Annotated in this window: 17 protein-coding genes; 7 read left to right on the forward strand and 10 right to left on the reverse strand. The window is 42.6% G+C overall.

From position 1 onward, the window contains the following. The first annotated feature begins 26 nt into the window (after window positions 1-26). Window positions 27-824, forward strand: a complete 798-nt coding sequence (locus FTU06_RS13450) for a hydroxypyruvate isomerase family protein (protein ID WP_078191282.1) — start codon at window positions 27-29, stop codon at window positions 822-824. A 73-nt stretch (window positions 825-897) separates the two neighbouring features. Beyond that, on the forward strand, window positions 898-1,299 hold the full coding sequence (rsfS, locus tag FTU06_RS13455; RefSeq protein WP_078191283.1) for a ribosome silencing factor: 402 nt from the start codon (window positions 898-900) through the stop codon (window positions 1,297-1,299). Between the two features lie 92 nt (window positions 1,300-1,391). Here the strand turns inward: rsfS and FTU06_RS13460 are convergent, their stop codons facing one another. From FTU06_RS13460 to FTU06_RS13480, 5 genes are all read right to left on the reverse strand, one after another. Then, on the reverse strand, window positions 1,392-2,009 hold the full coding sequence (locus FTU06_RS13460) for a hypothetical protein (RefSeq protein ID WP_180114436.1): 618 nt from the start codon (window positions 2,007-2,009) through the stop codon (window positions 1,392-1,394). A gap of 13 nt (window positions 2,010-2,022) precedes the next feature. Beyond that, entirely contained in the window at window positions 2,023-3,354 is a 1,332-nt protein-coding gene (locus tag FTU06_RS13465; RefSeq protein ID WP_180026761.1) for an ammonium transporter, read from the reverse strand. 346 nt (window positions 3,355-3,700) lie between these two features. Beyond that, window positions 3,701-5,155, reverse strand: a complete 1,455-nt coding sequence (locus FTU06_RS13470; RefSeq protein ID WP_078191286.1) for an NAD(P)(+) transhydrogenase (Re/Si-specific) subunit beta — start codon at window positions 5,153-5,155, stop codon at window positions 3,701-3,703. A gap of 3 nt (window positions 5,156-5,158) precedes the next feature. Next, window positions 5,159-5,479 carry a proton-translocating transhydrogenase family protein gene (locus FTU06_RS13475; protein WP_078191287.1) on the reverse strand — a complete coding sequence of 107 codons (321 nt, stop codon included), beginning with the start codon at window positions 5,477-5,479 and terminating at the stop codon, window positions 5,159-5,161. 11 nt (window positions 5,480-5,490) lie between these two features. Further along, window positions 5,491-6,618, reverse strand: coding sequence for a Re/Si-specific NAD(P)(+) transhydrogenase subunit alpha (locus FTU06_RS13480; protein ID WP_180147152.1), 1,128 nt, complete (start codon window positions 6,616-6,618; stop codon window positions 5,491-5,493). Window positions 6,619-7,558: 940 nt separating this feature from the next. Between FTU06_RS13480 and FTU06_RS13485 the strand changes: the two genes are divergently transcribed. Together FTU06_RS13485 and FTU06_RS13490 are read left to right on the forward strand one after the other, a co-directional pair. Then, window positions 7,559-8,476 carry a DMT family transporter gene (locus FTU06_RS13485; RefSeq protein WP_180056111.1) on the forward strand — a complete coding sequence of 306 codons (918 nt, stop codon included), beginning with the start codon at window positions 7,559-7,561 and terminating at the stop codon, window positions 8,474-8,476. Window positions 8,477-8,599: 123 nt separating this feature from the next. Beyond that, window positions 8,600-9,796: an MFS transporter gene (locus FTU06_RS13490; RefSeq protein WP_180147154.1), complete on the forward strand. Its 1,197-nt coding sequence runs from the start codon at window positions 8,600-8,602 to the stop codon at window positions 9,794-9,796. Between the two features lie 52 nt (window positions 9,797-9,848). Here the strand turns inward: FTU06_RS13490 and FTU06_RS13495 are convergent, their stop codons facing one another. From FTU06_RS13495 to FTU06_RS13505, 3 genes are all read right to left on the reverse strand, one after another. Next, entirely contained in the window at window positions 9,849-10,493 is a 645-nt protein-coding gene (locus FTU06_RS13495; protein ID WP_180089759.1) for a HEPN domain-containing protein, read from the reverse strand. Between the two features lie 97 nt (window positions 10,494-10,590). After that, on the reverse strand, window positions 10,591-11,001 hold the full coding sequence (locus FTU06_RS13500; RefSeq protein ID WP_180089780.1) for a hypothetical protein: 411 nt from the start codon (window positions 10,999-11,001) through the stop codon (window positions 10,591-10,593). Between the two features lie 187 nt (window positions 11,002-11,188). Further along, on the reverse strand, window positions 11,189-12,604 hold the full coding sequence (locus FTU06_RS13505) for a methylenetetrahydrofolate reductase C-terminal domain-containing protein (RefSeq protein WP_180089761.1): 1,416 nt from the start codon (window positions 12,602-12,604) through the stop codon (window positions 11,189-11,191). Between the two features lie 285 nt (window positions 12,605-12,889). Here FTU06_RS13505 and dusA point away from each other — a divergent pair, with 285 nt between their 5' ends. After that, window positions 12,890-13,921, forward strand: a complete 1,032-nt coding sequence (gene dusA / locus FTU06_RS13510; protein ID WP_180147156.1) for a tRNA dihydrouridine(20/20a) synthase DusA — start codon at window positions 12,890-12,892, stop codon at window positions 13,919-13,921. 119 nt (window positions 13,922-14,040) lie between these two features. Here dusA and FTU06_RS13515 read toward each other — a convergent pair whose 3' ends face one another. After that, entirely contained in the window at window positions 14,041-14,559 is a 519-nt protein-coding gene (locus FTU06_RS13515; protein WP_180147158.1) for an Asp-tRNA(Asn)/Glu-tRNA(Gln) amidotransferase subunit GatC, read from the reverse strand. A 391-nt stretch (window positions 14,560-14,950) separates the two neighbouring features. Further along, window positions 14,951-16,222: a bifunctional phosphopantothenoylcysteine decarboxylase/phosphopantothenate--cysteine ligase CoaBC gene (gene coaBC / locus FTU06_RS13520; protein ID WP_180147160.1), complete on the reverse strand. Its 1,272-nt coding sequence runs from the start codon at window positions 16,220-16,222 to the stop codon at window positions 14,951-14,953. Between the two features lie 112 nt (window positions 16,223-16,334). Here coaBC and radC point away from each other — a divergent pair, with 112 nt between their 5' ends. Then, window positions 16,335-17,036 carry a DNA repair protein RadC gene (radC, locus tag FTU06_RS13525; protein WP_180022585.1) on the forward strand — a complete coding sequence of 234 codons (702 nt, stop codon included), beginning with the start codon at window positions 16,335-16,337 and terminating at the stop codon, window positions 17,034-17,036. A gap of 75 nt (window positions 17,037-17,111) precedes the next feature. Continuing rightward, entirely contained in the window at window positions 17,112-18,023 is a 912-nt protein-coding gene (locus FTU06_RS13530; RefSeq protein ID WP_078191309.1) for a bestrophin family protein, read from the forward strand. The last annotated feature ends 57 nt before the right edge of the window (window positions 18,024-18,080 follow it).

Raw genomic sequence — 18,080 nt, forward strand, 5'->3', positions numbered from 1 at the left:
AGTAAATTGCTTCAAGGACGATATACATGACTCAGCTCGCGGTTAATTTATCCATGATTTTTACCGAAGTGCCGTTGTTAGAGCGTTTTGCTTTGGCTCGTGAACACGGTTTTAAGCATGTTGAAATTCAGTTTCCGTATGAGCTGAGTATTGAGCAGATCCAAACCCAACTCACCATCAATGATTTAAGCCTGTGTTTAATCAATGTCCCTGCGGGTGATTTGATGCAAGGTGGTGATGGTCTTGCGGGAGTTCCGGGGCGTGAAAATCAATTTCATCAAGCCTTAGAACAATGCATTCGCTATGCCACTGCGTTAAATGTACCGAGTGTCAATATTTTAGCCGGCAAACAGCCACAAGATGCTGACTTGCTCCCATGTTTAAATACCTTGTCGAGCAACCTCAAACTGGCGTGCCACATGTTGTCTGAACATCATATTCAACCAGTATTTGAAATGATTAATGGCACTGATATGCCGCGCTTTTTGGTCCAAAATATTGCCCAAGCTCAGGAAATGCTTGAAGCTGTACAACACTCTACTTTGAAGATGCAATATGACTGCTACCACATGGCGATGATGGGTGAAGATATTCTCAGTACTTTGGCAGAAAATATTCAGGATATCGGTCACATACAGTTTGCTGACTGTCCGGGGCGACATGAACCTGACTCAGCGCAGATTCCATTTGCAGAGATTTTTAAATGGTTAGATCAAAGCCAATATACAGGTTACATCGCGGCTGAATACCGACCACGAAGCAACTCATCACATTCTTTTGCGTGGAAAGACAAATACTTCCCTCATTTAGCCAATGGCCAATGACGTGTTGATTTGAAATTCAGCAACAAAACCGCTATATTAGATCATGTAAAATTGTCAGGAAATCATACCCTCTATGAATTTAGAACCATCGCCCAGCGCTTCTAATTCTCTCGATCTCGCAAAATCAACGCAAATCAAAGACGTACAAGCTTGCTTAGCTGTTGTACGTGAAGCACTTGAAGATGTAAAAGCCAAAGATATTATTGAACTTGATATCAGCACTATCAGCAACGTAGCAGATGCGATTGTTATTGCGAGCGGTACTTCAACTCGTCACATTAAGTCTCTTGCAGACAACGTGGCAGAAGAAGCACGTAAAGCTGGATTCCGCCCTATCGGTGTTGAAGGCGAACGTGATGCTGAATGGATCCTGATTGATCTCGGTTTTGTAGTGGTACATGTGATGTTACCTACAGCACGTAAATTCTATGATTTAGAAAGCTTATGGCGTACAGCTCCAGAAACTGTAGCTTAAGCTTCCAGAAAAAAGCGACCTAATTAGGTCGCTTTTTTTATCCCTTCACTTTATACACGGACAATCAGCTTCATGGTGTTTTACCCCCGACACTAAAGCAGTTGGTGTAAATCCACCTCAGGATAATTGGCTTTAATTTTCAGCTTGGTTTGTGCATAAACTTGGTCTGCACGCATCGGGCCATAAAAGTCACAATACACTTCATAAATGCTCGTTAAAACTTTGGCATAACTGGTCAAAGGCAAAAACTCGACAAAACTCGCCGTATTAATTTGTGCATTTGCTGCAATTGCCAGCCCGATTTCTTCTAATTGCTCAATCACATCTTGGGTGAAATCAGCCTGATCTGTAGATTTCACCGTCAGCATGACTGACTCGATAAAGCCTAAAAAGGCCTCGCTAATGGTCTCTGCAATGAGCTCGTCTTCTTGCTCCTGCTCCTGCGGTTTTTCAACCCTTAACAGTTCCTGCTTTTCTAAGGTAGATAACTCATACAAGACTTGCTTCAGCATATCTTTACGATAAAAGCGTAGCTCTTCTGTGGTACAGATATCATTTAAGAAGCGATTTAAGACAAATGACGGTTTCATGCTGTACTGCTGCTCCCAGTGCCGTAGTGCACTGTCGAGTAAAGTCCCATGAATAAATTGTTGTAAGCCTTTTTCTAAAGCTTCGCGGCGTTGTGCCAAATTCAACAGTTCGGTGCTCATTGCATTACTCCTGTTAATGACGTTTGGTCATATCATCCGTTTCAAAAGTCACATCTTTTTGAAACTCGGGATAAGACAATTCAGCATGCTCGGTATAGTCCAAACCACGTTGTTCATGTTGCTTACTCACCCGTAAGCCACCCAACAATTTATCTAAGACCTTAAATACAATGAACGCAACGCCAAAGCCCCATAAAAAGGCTGCAATCACTCCAAGCCCTTGTATCGCGATGACATCGCCATTAAACATATTATTTTCAAGGAAGATCCCTGCAGCCAATGTTCCCCATGCGCCACAGAATCCATGCACGGTCACCGCATCAACCACATCATCCAGTTTCATTTTTTCCATGAGCATTGGTAGGAAGGTCACCATCACACCTGCACATAAACCGGTGATGACCGCATACAGTGGAGACATCGTTGCACAGCCTGCCGTAATGGCAACCAAGCCACCCAGTGAGGCATTGATCGTACTGCGGATCAAAATGGCTTTAGATCGGATGAGACAGAGCAACATATATGCAACCACGGCAGCACACGCCGCAAGATGCGTATTTAAAGCAATACGTCCTACGCTGACATTGGCATTAATGGTCGAGCCTGCATTAAAACCAAACCATGCTAACCATAAAATAAAACCGCCTAATGCTACCAAAGGTAAGTTATGCCCTGGTAAATAATGGCTTTGCCCATTGCGTCCAAATCGACCCAAACGTGGTCCCAATACAATGATGCCAGCCAAGGCAACCCAGCCGCCCATTGAATGCACCACGGTCGAACCTGCAAAGTCGATAAATCCGAGTGCTTTTAACCAACCGTCTCCGCCAAATAAACTGCCCCATGCCCAACTACCAAAGACAGGATAAATCAGACCTGAGACAACGGCCGCACTCACCACATAAGCGACAAAATGAATCCGCTCTGCCATTGCACCACTGGCAATGGTGGTTGCCGTTGCAGCAAACATCATTTGGAAAAATAGAAGGTTCCAGTGCCAATCATCCAGTTGATCGGGTGCAAAATGACTGAAGCCAAACCAGCCCGTGGTATTGACCCCAAACATCAGACCAAAACCCACCAACCAAAACACCAGACCACCCAAGCAGGCATCCATGTAGTTTTTCATGAGTACATTCACGGTATTTTTACTGCGAACTGAACCACTTTCGATCATGGCAAATCCGGCTTGCATAAAGAACACCAAGATACCGCCCAGTACCACCCAAATACTGTCGAGCGAAATACGAATGTCTTGAATATTACTGGCGATTTGCGGGTCAACTGCCCATGCAGTCGATGTCAGGACACTCAGAAACAGTGCCATCAAGTATGTTTTTTTCATGATTATTCCCCCAAGAATAACCATGCTGTGCAAAAAGAATACCAAATTTCAGACAATTAATTATTTTTCAATGCATTGCGTCACAAAACCAGTTCGCGACAATATTTTGAATCACTGAGATCGAATTTAATGGAACAAAACAGCTCATCGATCTGTACCTTGGTTTCAAAACACGCATCAATTTGATTCAAGCACCTGATGCGCTAAATATTTGTGCACTTTTAGTGTGAAGCATTCATTAATCAAAAGCCAAGAAAATAAAAGCGAAGAAAACAAAAAACCACCCGAAGGTGGTTTAAATCTTCCTCAATCCCGCTTTATCACAGCGGGACTTTGGCAATATGGATTAATGACCACCGCCATTAATGGCTTTTGTCATATCTTCCACAACTTTCTTCGCATCACCGAAGATCATCATCGTTTTATCGTTATAGAACAAGTCATTATCTAGACCTGCGTAACCTGTAGCCATAGAGCGTTTGATCACCATAATGGTACGTGCTTTATGTGCTTCAAGGATTGGCATGCCGTAAATTGGAGAACTTGGATCGTCTTTTGCCGCTGGGTTCACAACGTCATTCGCACCAATCACCAGTACTACATCTGTTGCTGGGAAGTCTGAGTTGATCTCGTCCATTTCAAGAATGTCTTCATATGCAACGTCAGCTTCAGCTAAAAGTACGTTCATGTGACCCGGCATACGACCTGCCACTGGGTGAATCGCAAAACGAACTTTTACACCTTGTTCTTTTAAGATTTCACACAATTCTTTCACGGCATTTTGTGCACGACCTTGCGCCATACCATAACCCGGTACGATCACCACGCTATCCGCATTTGACATCAAGAAGCCAGCATCGTCTGCAGAGCCTGAACGGTGATTACGCTGTGCTTTTTCACCATTATCCGCTGCAGCTACTGCGGTACCACCCATTGCACCACCAAACAAAACGTTGATGATTGAACGGTTCATGGCTTTACACATGATGTAAGACAGAATCGCACCCGATGAACCAACCAGTGAACCTGCAACAATCAGCATGTTGTTTTCAAGCGTGAAACCAATCCCTGCTGCTGCCCAACCTGAGAACGAGTTCAGTAGCGATACCACCACTGGCATATCACCACCGCCTACTGGCGCAATCCATACCCAACCAAATGCAAGTGCAAGAACAGTCATTGCCCAGAAAGCATTCATGTTGCCTGTAGTGAAGAAGTAGATACCACACGCCAACATCGCAAGGAAAATTAAAGCTTGAACAGGTTTTACCCATCCACCTGAAATGGTTTTTGCCCATTTCTTCGCAGCCAATTTACCGTAAGCAAATACCGACGCTGTGAATGTAATCGCACCAACGAAACAGCCTACAAACAATTCAAATAAATGAACTTTGCTCATGTGGGCATGTTCTACACCCGCTGCTGTTAATACCGCTTCATTCTCCGCGAATGCCGCAGTCAATTGGTTGTTATGTAGAATCGCAGCGATCGCAATCAGTACCGCAGCCAAACCGACCAATGAGTGCATCAGTGCCACAGTTTCAGGCATTTGCGTCATCGGAACTGTTTTTGCACGTGCAATACCAACGACCGCACCCAACACCATTGCACCCACAATCATCCAAATCACTGGATGATCTGCGACAAAGAATGTGGTGATTACAGCAATTGCCATTGCGATCATGCCATAACGGTTACCTTGAATCGCAGTTTTTGGACCAGACAAACCACGCAACGTTAAGATAAAAAGAACGGCACCAATCAGGTAGAACCAATCCGCATATTCTTTAATGAATTCCATGGATTAACCCTCTTTTTTCTTTTGCTTAGGTTTGAACATTTCAAGCATACGTGCAGTCACCGCAAAGCCACCAAAAATGTTGATACTTGCTAGGAAAACGGCAATCGCACCTAAAATACTCACTACGTTAATGCTTTGGAACTGTACGCTTGCATCCACAATACCTGGGATACCAACGGTTTGAATCATCGCACCAACGATAATGATCGATGACAAAGCATTAGTTACAGCCATTAATGGTGTGTGTAGCGCAGGTGTTACCCCCCAAACCACGTAGTAACCAACAAAGATTGCCAAGACAAAAATAGTAATCGTTTCAACCATGATGATTCTCCTTAACCACGTTTTAGCAGCACTTGGCCGCCATGAGTGACAAGTAGTGCTTTTTGAATTTCTTCTTCAGAGTTAATTGCGAAGTTCTTTTCGCTATCAAACAGGGTTTCAATGAAATTCAAAACGTTACGTGCATACAGTGCCGACGCTTCAGTCGAAACTGTTGAAGGAATATTTGGAATACCGAGAATTTTCACGCCATTTGCAGTCACAACATTTTCGCCGCAAACAGAACCTTCAACGTTACCGCCAGTTTCAACCGCCATATCTAGAATGATTGAGCCCGGTTTCATTTTGGCAACGGTTTCTGCTTTGATTAAACGTGGTGCATCACGACCCGGCAATAATGCAGTCGTAATCACGATGTCAGCATTCGATACGGCTTTATCAACAATAATCGCTTGATCACGAATGTAGTCTTCACCCGGCATCCAGCCATAACCATTTTTCGCAGCATCGGCTGCTTTTTGTTGCTCTTCTGGTGACATTGGTACGTCTAACCATTTACCACCCAAAGATTCAACTTGGTCACGTGCTGTAGGACGTAAGTCAGTTGCTTCAACTACGGCACCTAAACGTTTCGCTGTTGCAATGGCTTGTAAGCCTGCAACCCCTACGCCCATGATCACAACACGTGCAGGTTTTACTGTACCTGCTGCTGTCATCAACATTGGGAACATACGTTGATATTCTGCCGCAGCCAAAAGCACAGATTTATAACCTGAAAGGTTGGCTTGAGATGAAAGTACGTCCATGTTTTGCGCACGAGATAAGGTCCGTGGCAAAAGTTCCAATGCAAATGCAGACACATTTTGTGACGCAAATTGGTCAAGTTCGGTGTTGCGGTAAGGGTCAAACATCCCCACAACGGTGGTACCCGCTGTGAGTTTTTGAATTTCGTCACCTTTAGGCGCACGAACTTTCAAAATCATTTGACTACCAGTATAGGCATCATCCGTAATTTTGGCACCAACTTGTTCATAGGCACTATCGATGTAAGCAGCGTTTACCCCTGCTCCACGTTCAATAACGACGCTATGACCAGCGCTGATCAACTTCTTTACTGTTTCAGGCGTCGCAGCGACGCGATTTTCACCGACAACAGTTTCGGCTGGAATTCCGATCTGCATGAGCGTTCCTCAAGCTAATTTTTCTTAAGTAAACATCGCAATCCGCGATGTCTCCCCTCAGGATGTGTTTTTGTACAATTTTTGGATTCTAATTGAACTTTTTTAAAATACTACCCAATATTTATTTAATAAATACCCATATTTTGAACTCATGATTCATGAAAAGAATAGTGCGATATTTCATTTATTCAGTTTTATTTGTCGATTTATTACTCATTTTTATCCTATTTATAACTTTTTAATATTACTTAAGACCAAAAACATAAATAATTTCGCTAGTTTTAATGCAGATTGTTTCAGTGCGTTGATCATTGTGACATTTTCATTCAACACAGAATGACCTGAACGTGTCGTGAAAAATCGACTTAAGTCAGGTAAAGCCACTCTTTCATGCAGACTGCATCAGCTCGTTGACTCATTTGACAGTTTTGACGTGCTGACCTACGTTGAAAACTGACTTTTTTCTGCCACAGTCTCGTCAAATCGGTCAGCTTGAATATCCGATGGATTTTTGCGCACGTTTCGGGTTTATTGAGATCTTGCCCTCCCCACCTGATGCTTCGCCTTAAGTCTTAGAATTGACTTTTTTAGCTAAAAAAATAATTTTTTGAATATTTAGCATTATGATATCGCTATTGGCTTTGTATCACCAAAAACAATAATTGCACCATTTATGTGCAATTTTCACCTTAAATGTTTCAGCCTGATATATTTGACCTGCAGAGTCATGTTGCGGTGAAAAAATTTAAAACCAAATTGGTCATTTCTTCCGCTGTTTTCATGTTTGATCTAGCAATCCCTTATGCATAAAGGAATAAGTACTATTCTTTTTTTGCATTTTTACTCACACGATGCATTTTTTATAATCAAAATGACAGTTCAAACTTATCGGAACAATGCTGTCGAATTCGTTCAGTCGTTATTAGGCACACCTTAACTTATGTCAAGAAACCTTAGTCCGCACTTCATCGGTGCAATTTTTGCGCTGATTGCTGCCTTCTTGTTTAGTACCAAAGCGATTTTTATTAAGCAAGCCTATGCACTTTCTCCTCTTGTCGATGCCACTGTCCTCATGGCTTTACGCATGATGAGTGCATTGCCGTTTTTCTTGGTCATTGCATGGCTGAGTCGACGTTCTTATCAAACGATTCAACGAAAAGATTGGGTGCTCTTGCTCATTTCAGGATTAATCGGCTATTACTTTTCGAGCTGGCTCGACTTCCGTGGCTTGATGTATATCAGTGCTTCGCTTGAACGAATTATACTTTTCCTATATCCCACATTAACCGTGCTGGCTTCCGCTGTTTTATTCAAAAAGCCACTGAGTTTTAAAACCATCCTTGCCCTGATTTTAAGTTATGGCGGGACAGTTTTAGTGATGCTACAAGAACAAAGTGCCACACCACATGATCAGTACTTTTGGCTCGGATGTAGTTTGGTTTTTGCCAGTGCCGTGTTATTTGCGATTTATTTATTACTCACGCCAGGCCTCATGCAAAAGTTTGGTTCTTTACACTTTACTGGTCTAGCCCTGAGCATAGCCTGCGTTGGGACGATTATTCATTTTCTATTTGCAACACCACAGCCTATCGCCTTGCTCCAACAACTCCCGAGTCAAGTCTGGCTGTATGGTTTAGCGCTAGGACTATTGGTAACCGTGCTTCCAACCATTTTGATGATGCAAAGTATCGTCCGACTTGGGGCTGCACAATCGGCCATGATTGCATCTATCGGGCCCATTTTAACGATTTTACTGGCCGTCGCTTTATTGAATGAACACTTAAACCTATGGCAATGGGTCGGTTGCGGTCTGAATATGCTGGGTGTCTTGATGATCAGTCTCAGTAAGAAATCCTAAACGCGTGCGTGGATATAATTCACAGAGAAACACTTTAAGACCTGTTTGATTTTCCTTATAGTGACCACAACAGCGTGGCAGCAAATTCTTTGCATACGCTTCCGCCCAATATCTGGACAATTTATGAAAGCCTCGATCGACATTAGCCATGATAAAACCCTGTTGTGGCTTATGGCTGCTGCATGTGGTTTATGTGCGGGTGCCAATTATTATTGCCAACCTTTAGTGGCTTCTATCCAACAGAGCTTTCAAATTCCACAATCTGAAGTTGCGCTAACCGTCACCTTTGCGCAAATTTCTTATGCTTTGGGTCTACTGTTTATTGTGCCGATTGGCGATATTGTGAATAAAGCCAAATTTATTCCATTACTCATGCTTGGTGCGACTGTCGGTTTAGCCCTCTGTGCTTTTTCGACCAATCTATACATGCTTTGGGCAGGAACCATTATCACGGGGCTATTTTCAGTGGCTGCTCAGGTTCTTATCCCTTTGGTCACTGTTGCGATACGACCTGAAAAAATTGGGGCAGTTGTTGGCTTTTTAATGAGTGGGTTATTGGTCGGCATTCTGTTATCGACCAGTCTCTCTGGCTTATTGTCCTATCTGTTTCATTGGAAATCGATTTACATCCTCAGTGCGCTCTTGATGTTAGTATTAGCACTCTTACTCAAAAAACGTCTGCCCGTGGTCAGCATCACACGGATGCCCTACAGCCAAGTTTTCCAGTCAATGGCCGCATTACTCAAACATGAGCCACGGTTAATTTTCCGTTCTCTAATTGGAGGCTGTGTCTTTGCCGCGATGAGTATGCTGTTTTCCACCATTGCCATGTTACTGACTGAGCCACCTTTTCAATTGGCCGATGTTTGGGTCGGTGTTGTGACTTTAGTTGGTGTATTTGGTGCCCTATCGACACAGTGGATTGGGCGTTGGGCGGATTTGGGTTTCAACCGAAAATTAACTTGGCTCGGTTGCAGCATCTTGGCCCTCAGTTGGGGACTGCTATATTTGGGTGGAAGCTCCCTCGCCTTTTATATTTTGGGCTATGGTTTAATCAACCTCGGTTTGGCTATGGTACATAGCTGTAATCAAAATATTATCTTCCAACTCAACCCGATTGCACGCTCTCGAATCAATTCAATTTACATGACGTTTTATTTTGTCGGTGGTGCATGTGGTTCAGCTTTGGGCGTGTTTGCATGGCATCATGGTGGCTGGACCACCACCTGCATGACAGGGATTGCTTTAGTAATTGCTGCTGGATTTTTCGTATTAATCGATCAACTCTATACTGCACGGCAACTGAAATATCCACAATGAAATGTATGGATCATTGCTCTAAAGCCACAATAAGTGGCTTTATTTTTGCAAATTAACTGACCTGCACCACGGGATAAAAGGGTTTGCCTAAATCCAAGGTTTCTGCATTTTCCAAAAGAATCACCATAAACACCGGTAAGAGTGCCGACAGTATTGTGCAGCCATCTTGAAGATGTTTCCGATTGACCGAACTTTTATAGGTCGCGCCGCCATGAACCATTTGATTGCGTAGCGTATACATGCGATTGAACAGCACCATTAAAATATCAACGGAATCTTTTTCTTTAAGCGCGCGTAGTACTTTCTGTTTTTCATGCGCCAAGCCCTCTTTGCATGCGTCATGGCTAATTTTTTGATTTTGATAATCCCAAAAACCCTGATAAACATAGGGATTATCCAAAAAAAACCGTATCGGCTGACTAAAACGCTCCCATAAAATATTATAGATTTTATGCTCTGCATCCTTTTGGCAAATCACATATAAAAACTGCCTTAAGCTTTGCTTGTCCTGAGCAATCTGTAAGTCTTGCGCATATATTGCGTTGAAGGACACCCACAAACTGATAAATTGCAAATCGAGATCATCTTGAAGATCAATCGACTTTTTCAGCCAACTTAAACCTCGATGAATGCGTAAATTAAATTGGTCGGTATGTTCCGACTTTTTACTTTTGAATATTTCTTCAAGTAGCATCATGCCTGCTAAATTCCAATGGATAATTCGTTTATTTTTCTACCATTTGAACTTAGCGCAATTGTTTACCAGCATGCAATCAAAATATCTCTGTATTCAACTATTTGGTTTCATCTTGTGTGAGATAGGTATAACGTTCTAACAGATCATTTTCATCAAAAATCAATTCATAAGACATTTTCTTTCCATTAAAAACGGATTCGGCAGGTGTTCCTAAAAGTTCCCATAACCCCACGGTCGCCACATCTGCAGCACCATGCCAAAACGCACGTCCGACTTTACTGGCAGTCGAATAACCTTGGGTAAAAGTATAAATTTCATAGCGTTTGCCATTTTTATATTCAGAGGTGATCGGTGCGCCAAATTCAGCAATCACCAAGTTACGAGATAGCCCTTGTTGAATCATTTCAATATTTTTCTTGTTTGACTGCTTGCTTGCCATGACAACTGAACAGCCTGTTGTGCCTGACAATGTGAAAACTAAAGCTAATCCTAAGCAGGTTTTTTGCATCATGTGGTATTCCCCAAATTCTTTAAATTTCTATTTTTAATTTTTGATTTTCATCTGCTGTTGATCTTAATTGTTTCTTTCATCTTTTTCATTTTTTTATACGACTATTCGTCTGATTTTTAGAATGATTAGCGCTTGAAAGATTCACATTTATGAAGATTTCAGACTGAATATTGCTTTAAGTTAATTATTGTTCTGTTGGTGACGAATTCGGTGGAACGAACCAGTTTTTCCAAGAGCTACTGTGCCGAGTTTCAATTGCGACGGTAGGGATGAGCTCTTGCTTCAGCATTTTTTCTTGACCCACGGCTTTCGCCAACCGCGCTTTGACCGAGTGTATACACTCACGGTCTTCAAACTCACAGCGGTCAAGGTTGGAGCCACCACAGGGTCCATTGGCTAATCCTTTGGGGCAGGTTTCTGGGCAAATATACAAGGTTTCACCTAAACGACATTGTCCGCAACTTTCACAGCCCACGATGCCATGTTTACTGATAAATTCTGTTTTCAGCAAGGCTGCATCAGCTTTCGGTTTTTGCCATAATTTGGCCGCAAAAATATAAGATCCCACCCCTTTGGCCAGTTTTGAACTAAAAAATAACTCATGCATGACATGCATACTTTTATATTTCAAAACTTGTTCAACTGGAGCTTTATGGTTATTTGCGCCCGTCGGGTGGAAGTTCACATCTACACTAGAGCGCCAAAGCATTTTCCATTTTGCTAAACATTGTTCAAACGTTAATGTGGCAAATTGCAAAATTGCTTTTTGCAACTTCTCTTGTTCTTCCGCTTTATGACAGGCCGATAAATGAACCCCTGCATAGCCCAAATGCTGACACATTAATATTTGTAAAGCGCAGCGGGCATAGACATTTTGTTCAGCTTGTATGGCGTCAGTTTGCTGTTCTTGTTGCAAAAAATTTAATACATCTGCTGAAAGCACGATGCCTGCGACTTTTTGCTTGGCCATAAAGCGGGCACGGGTAAAGGTCAGCGGCATGACACACGCCAATACAGGTACATGTGGATAGTATTGCTGCATATAGTGTTGGTAACTGCTCAACACATCCATGTCAAAGCCCAACTGTGTAATCACATAGTCAGCGCCAGCTTGAATTTTTTTATTCAGTTTAAAAAACTGCGCATCCTTTTCTGCTTCTGCATATTTAAAAGGATTAAATGCTACCCCTAAATAAAACCCGCCATAGTCTTTGGCTGCCATGACTTGATTGACCGACTCTAAATAACGGCTCCGTAGAGTCGGATCATTTGCCCCATCCTGATGCTGCTTGAGTTTATCACCACTGAGCAAAAGTAAATTCTCTACCCCGTGCTGCTGAGCATCTTTCAGAAAAGTTTGAAAATCTGAGATATCTCGACCTTTCCCCGAATAATGCAGAATTTTTTCTTTGCTTTGAGGGTAGTCTTGCATTGCTTCTAAAGGAGCAATATCCGTGTCACTTTGTACTCGGTCAGCCAATGTCATGCACACAGGAAAGCCTGCAAATGTCGTTGGGACCAGATGCGTTTTTTGCGTCGTTAGATATTCAAACGAGATACAAAACTGGCGTTGCAATAGATATTGGGAAAATAAAGACATAAAGGCAGGCAGTCAAATCTGCTAAGAAACCATACAATAAAGTTTATAAAATTATAGATTAATCACATAAAAATTTAAATTACTTAAGCCACACTTCCAACTTTTTCTAGCCTGACCTTGAATATGTCACGCTAGCAAGACCATGCCCCAAACCACAATTTATGCTAATATTGCGCGCGTCTTGAAATGCGGTTTTTTTTCATCGTATTTCAGACAGCTTTTGGTATTTCTTCACCATTTTCCATTTCGTTCTTCCATCTTGTTCTTTTAAGGCGTGTTTTTTTAATGACTGATCTCCAACCCATTGAAAATAAACTTCAACCACGAATCAGTGTTGCGCCAATGATGGATTGGACGACTCGTGACTATCGTTTCTTTGCACGTTTGTTTAACCCTAATGTGATTCTCTACACCGAGATGGTCACCACAGGTGCGATTTTATTTGGTGGTGCGAATCGTCATTTGGACTATAACAACGAAGAACACCCGATTGTGTTACAGCTTGGCGGTTCAAATCCTAAAGATTTAGCAACTTGTACCAAGATGGCACAGGACTGGGGCTATGATGAAGTGAACCTCAATGTCGGCTGTCCGAGTGACCGCGTTCAGAACAATAAAATTGGCGCATGCTTGATGGCAGAGCCTGATTTGGTGGCTGAATGTATTGCTGAAATGCGAAATGCTGTTGATATTCCAGTGACCGTGAAACACCGCATCGGGATTGATGACATGCAATCTTATGAAGAAATGCTACATTTTGTCGATACCGTGGCAAAGACTGGCTGTGACAATTTTATCGTGCATGCCCGTATTGCCCTGCTGCAAGGTTTGTCGCCAAAAGAAAACCGTGATGTGCCACCTTTACGTTATGAAGATGTTTATCGTCTGAAACAAGACCGTCCAAATTTATTGATCGAAATTAATGGCGGGGTGAAAACCTTTGCTGAAACACAGCAACATTTACAACATGTTGATGGCGTGATGATTGGCCGTGAGGCTTATCACAACCCGTACTTATTGGCTGAGATCGGTCAGCTTTGGGATCTCGAATTACCCAACCGTTTCGATATTATTGATCAAATGCTGCCATATATTGCGAAACGCATGGAAGAAGGTACGCCGCTTTCTATCATTACCCGTCATATTTTAGGTTTATTCCAAAATCTACCAGGTGCTCGAAAATGGCGTCAGGCTTTAAGTGGTGGCAATGCCAAAACCTTTGCCGATGTGGAAAATGCCATCCAAAATATTAAGGATGCAATGCAACGTACAGAAGACTATTTACGTGATCATCCTAAAGTCGTTTTAGAAGAATAATCTTCTAAAAGTAAAAGCCCGCTATTTTGCGGGCTTTTTTATGCGTCATGCTTCACAAAGTACGTGTTTGGCAACATCGTCACAACTCAGCTAAATCATCTAAACAGTCACATCATTGCTCAATGACTATTGACCGTAATGTTCCCCTTGGGAAAAGGCTCATCATAGCCAGTCCATTGATAATCAGATGGATCTTCTTCCTCACGCATACCCACATAACTCTCAGGCGCCGATGTAACAGGTTCAACCTCTTCGGTTGGCTGTTCCAATTCCTCAGCCAAATGATTCAACTCTTGATCTAACTGCGCCTGATATTTTGCAATTTCAGCTTCGTCAATGAAGGCAAATTGTTCTTCATCTATTTTCCATGCATAACCTTGCAAATCTTTGTAAATATCGACCAAAACAGTATAAGGCTGACCATCGTATTGCAACGTCGCCTGAGCCTTAAAACTTAATCCCTTACGTTCTAATACTTTTATATTTTGAATCCGTAAATGGTACTGCCGATAATCTGGATTCTGATCAAACTCGTGCTGCATCTGCTGCTCAATCTGCCGAGATAATTCATCTGTCGAGACAAAATAACTACAACCTGCCAAACTCAACAGTAAAAAAATGGTGAGCCATCGAAACATATTGCATCCCCCATGATGCATTTATTCTTGATGAAAAAGTCAGACCGATCACAGATTCCGATCCAAACATTCCTCATTGTTTGCTTCATAATAGCCAATAAAACACACAGTACAAGCCAAATTATCAAGATTTCTCAATTTTATATTTAATTTTGATATCAATCACTTAAATTGCATTTTTGCTGTTTTAAAACACTGACAGCCTTGGTCTTTTGCTGACATATTTTTGTTGAAAATGACCATTTTGGTAGTGGTTTCCTAGCCTTCATATTTTCAATATGAAATCGATCCTATTGTGATTTATTCAATATAAATCCTGAAATAAAACATCTTAAATGCGCCATAAAAAAATCCCCGAACATTGCGGGGATTTTTAAGGCATCAACTGAAATTATTCATCGTCCGTTTCAGGCTCATGATGTAGCGCATCATGTATGGCTTCCACCAATTGCTGTGCAATTTCTTGTTTTGACGCTTTCTCTAAATCACGCTTGTCCATTTGATATTGATCTGCGAAGAACACGGTCATGGCATTTTCGTCAGAAGCAAAACCAATGTCTTTCCGTGAGACATCATTGCACGCAATCATATCGAGTTTTTTTGCCACAAGTTTACCTGCTGCATACTCCTCGACATTGCGTGTCTCAGCGGCAAATCCCACCATAAATGGACGTTTTGACTGCTGCGCAATCGTTGCAACGATATCTGGATTTTTAATTAAAGCCACATTGAGTTCATCACCAGCTTTTTTGATTTTATGCTCCGCAACTTCTGCCACGCGATAATCCGCAACGGCTGCTGTTGCGATAAAAATATCACAGCCTTCATCTAACATTTGCAGACTAGTCTCTAACATTTTAATTGCAGACTGCACATTAATCCGTCGTACACCATTTGGTGTATCTAAACTGACGGGGCCTGCGATCAGCGTTACTTTAGCCCCAGCCGCATAACAAGCCGCTGCCAGTGCAAAACCCATTTTACCTGTGCTGTGGTTGGAAATATAACGTACAGGATCTATCGACTCACGTGTTGGACCGGCTGTAATCGCCACATGTTTGCCTGCAAGCATGCCAAATTTTTCAGCAATAGCTCGCTGTGCTTGATGAAAATAGGCCGTCACTTGATCCGCCAAATCTTCTGGCTCAGGCATGCGTCCTAAGCCCACATCTCCACATGCTTGAGAACCGGCATCAGGCATGATCACATGTACGCCATCTTCAACCAGTGTATTTAAATTACGTTGTGTCGCTTTGGCTGCCCACATTTGCTGATTCATCGCTGGGGCAACCCAGACGGGTGCTTTTGTCGCAAGATAAAGTGTCGAAAGAAGATCATCTGCTAAACCCGCCGCAAATTTTGCCAGCGTGTCGCAACTTGCAGGAGCGACCAATACCAAATCAGCCCAACGTGCCAATTCAATATGCCCCATACCCGCTTCTGCTTCGGGATTGAGTAATTCGGTATGCACAGGGTTGCCTGAAAGCGCCTGAAACGTTAGCGGGGTCACAAAGGCTTGCGCACCTTGTGTCATCACCACGCGCACATCAAATCCGGCATCTTTTAATCGACGGACAAGAATGGCACTTTTATAGGCTGCGATACCACCAGTGACACCTAAAAGAATATTTTTTGTGGGCATTACACTTAAATCAAAGCTCACGAACAGGCTACCTATCTGTTGCAGTGGCGCTCACAATAGCATTAAATATGCACTGACCCAATAATCTGCTGTGAAAAAGCCGATTGACTGATAATAAAAAAGTCTAAGAATAATGAATAATTCAATTAAAAATTGGCCTGAACAAGAGCGCCCACGTGAGCGCCTGATTCAACAAGGCGCACAAAGTTTATCCGATGCTGAGCTACTGGCTATCTTCCTACGCTCAGGTTCCCAGCAGCACTCTGCTGTCGAACTCGCACGAGTCTTGATCCAACACTTTGGTCAGTTGCAAGCGCTGATGGATGCGTCACTTGAGGATTTACGCCAGTTTCATGGCATTGGAAACAGTAAATATGCGCAGCTCATGGCGGTAAAAGAACTCGGTAAACGCTATGTGAGTCAACATTTTCAAAATGAAGCCTTGCACTTGCAACACTCTGAACAATTACAAAATTTTCTTCGCTTTGAATTTTTAGCGGAACGTCAAGAAGTCTTTGGCGTGCTCTGCCTAGATGCGCATTTAAGAAAAATAAACTTTAAAAAACTTTTTTATGGCAGCCTCAATACCTGTGAAATTTCCATCAATCAACTGCTACGTTATGCCATTTCTGAACACGCCAGCAGTATCGTCATTGCACATAATCATCCTTTCGGTCGTGCAGAACCTTCTGCTGCCGATCTTGAATTGACTCGACTCATTCAGCAGGCTTGTCAGCTGGTGGAAATTCGACTGATCGATCATTGCATTATCTCAACAGAAGGGAGTTTTTCCTTTGCTGAACATGGCTTGCTCCAAGCACACTCATCTGCATGAAACAGTTATTGACAAGTGCTTGAGCAAACCCGAAGATCATCATAATTTTTTAAAACTAGAAATTATCATTCGAACATGATCGTCCGTGACCAACCGAGTATTTTTAAACTGCTATTTTCTTGGCGAGGAACGATTTTACCTAAGGTTTTACCGCCGCTCGGGATCGTTATGTTGCTGTCTGCCATTGTGGGCGGCTTATCCTATGTCGATATCTTCCATTTTACCGAATTTCCTTTGGTCGGCTTTACCCTGATCGGTGTTGTGCTGTCGATTTTCTTGGGCTTTAAAAACTCAGCCTGCTATGACCGTTGGTGGGAAGCTCGGCGTTTATGGGGCATTTTGATTGCCAATGCACGCCATTTTGACCGTGACTGCCGTTTACTCAGTCAAGGCCGTCGTGAACGTGTGATTCAACATGTAATCGTCTTTGCCAACGTTTTACGTGACCGACTCCGCCATCAAACTGCCAATCCCACTGAACTGGTTGAAACCAGCGGCATGAGCGCGAATGCCATCACCCAGTTATACCAACAAGCCAATGCACCGCAGTACACGTTGAGTTTGATTCAATGGGAGCTGATGCAAGCGCTTAAAGATGGTGAAATTTCAGATATTATTTATACCCAGATGAATCAGCATGTGATGGAGCTCAGTACCGTACAAACCGGCTGTGACCGTATTGCCACCACGCCATTACCGTTTGCTTATTCGGTCTTGCTGAATCGAACCGTTTATTTTTTCTGTTTTGTCTTACCCTTTAGCTTGGGGTCTACTTTAGGTCTAGCGACTCCCCTTTTGGTCGGGATTTTGGCCTATACCTTTTTAGGCTTAGATGCACTCAGTTCAGAGATAGAAGAACCCTTCGGTACACAAAGTAATGACCTTCCATTGGACTCGATGGTGCGTACTATTGAAATTGAACTTCTTGGAACTTTAGGAAAACCCACCCCACCACCGATTCAAGCTAAAGATCATAATTTATTATAATTGGTATGCGTTTCGCCTGAATGCACGGATCGCATTCAGATCCATGATCCATACAAC

It is taken from the genome of Acinetobacter sp. YH12052, assembly GCF_013419835.1.
GTDB classification, from domain to species: Bacteria; Pseudomonadota; Gammaproteobacteria; order Pseudomonadales; family Moraxellaceae; genus Acinetobacter; species Acinetobacter amyesii.

Coding starts and splice junctions, on each gene's coding strand:
- FTU06_RS13450 (WP_078191282.1), top strand. CDS start 27: ATGACTCAGCTCGCGGTTAATTTATCCATGATTTTTACCGAAGTGCCG.
- rsfS (WP_078191283.1), top strand. CDS start 898: ATGAATTTAGAACCATCGCCCAGCGCTTCTAATTCTCTCGATCTCGCA.
- FTU06_RS13460 (WP_180114436.1), bottom strand. CDS start 2,009: ATGAGCACCGAACTGTTGAATTTGGCACAACGCCGCGAAGCTTTAGAA.
- FTU06_RS13465 (WP_180026761.1), bottom strand. CDS start 3,354: ATGAAAAAAACATACTTGATGGCACTGTTTCTGAGTGTCCTGACATCG.
- FTU06_RS13470 (WP_078191286.1), bottom strand. CDS start 5,155: ATGGAATTCATTAAAGAATATGCGGATTGGTTCTACCTGATTGGTGCC.
- FTU06_RS13475 (WP_078191287.1), bottom strand. CDS start 5,479: ATGGTTGAAACGATTACTATTTTTGTCTTGGCAATCTTTGTTGGTTAC.
- FTU06_RS13480 (WP_180147152.1), bottom strand. CDS start 6,618: ATGCAGATCGGAATTCCAGCCGAAACTGTTGTCGGTGAAAATCGCGTC.
- FTU06_RS13485 (WP_180056111.1), top strand. CDS start 7,559: ATGTCAAGAAACCTTAGTCCGCACTTCATCGGTGCAATTTTTGCGCTG.
- FTU06_RS13490 (WP_180147154.1), top strand. CDS start 8,600: ATGAAAGCCTCGATCGACATTAGCCATGATAAAACCCTGTTGTGGCTT.
- FTU06_RS13495 (WP_180089759.1), bottom strand. CDS start 10,493: ATGATGCTACTTGAAGAAATATTCAAAAGTAAAAAGTCGGAACATACC.
- FTU06_RS13500 (WP_180089780.1), bottom strand. CDS start 11,001: ATGCAAAAAACCTGCTTAGGATTAGCTTTAGTTTTCACATTGTCAGGC.
- FTU06_RS13505 (WP_180089761.1), bottom strand. CDS start 12,604: ATGTCTTTATTTTCCCAATATCTATTGCAACGCCAGTTTTGTATCTCG.
- dusA (WP_180147156.1), top strand. CDS start 12,890: ATGACTGATCTCCAACCCATTGAAAATAAACTTCAACCACGAATCAGT.
- FTU06_RS13515 (WP_180147158.1), bottom strand. CDS start 14,559: ATGTTTCGATGGCTCACCATTTTTTTACTGTTGAGTTTGGCAGGTTGT.
- radC (WP_180022585.1), top strand. CDS start 16,335: ATGAATAATTCAATTAAAAATTGGCCTGAACAAGAGCGCCCACGTGAG.
- FTU06_RS13530 (WP_078191309.1), top strand. CDS start 17,112: ATGATCGTCCGTGACCAACCGAGTATTTTTAAACTGCTATTTTCTTGG.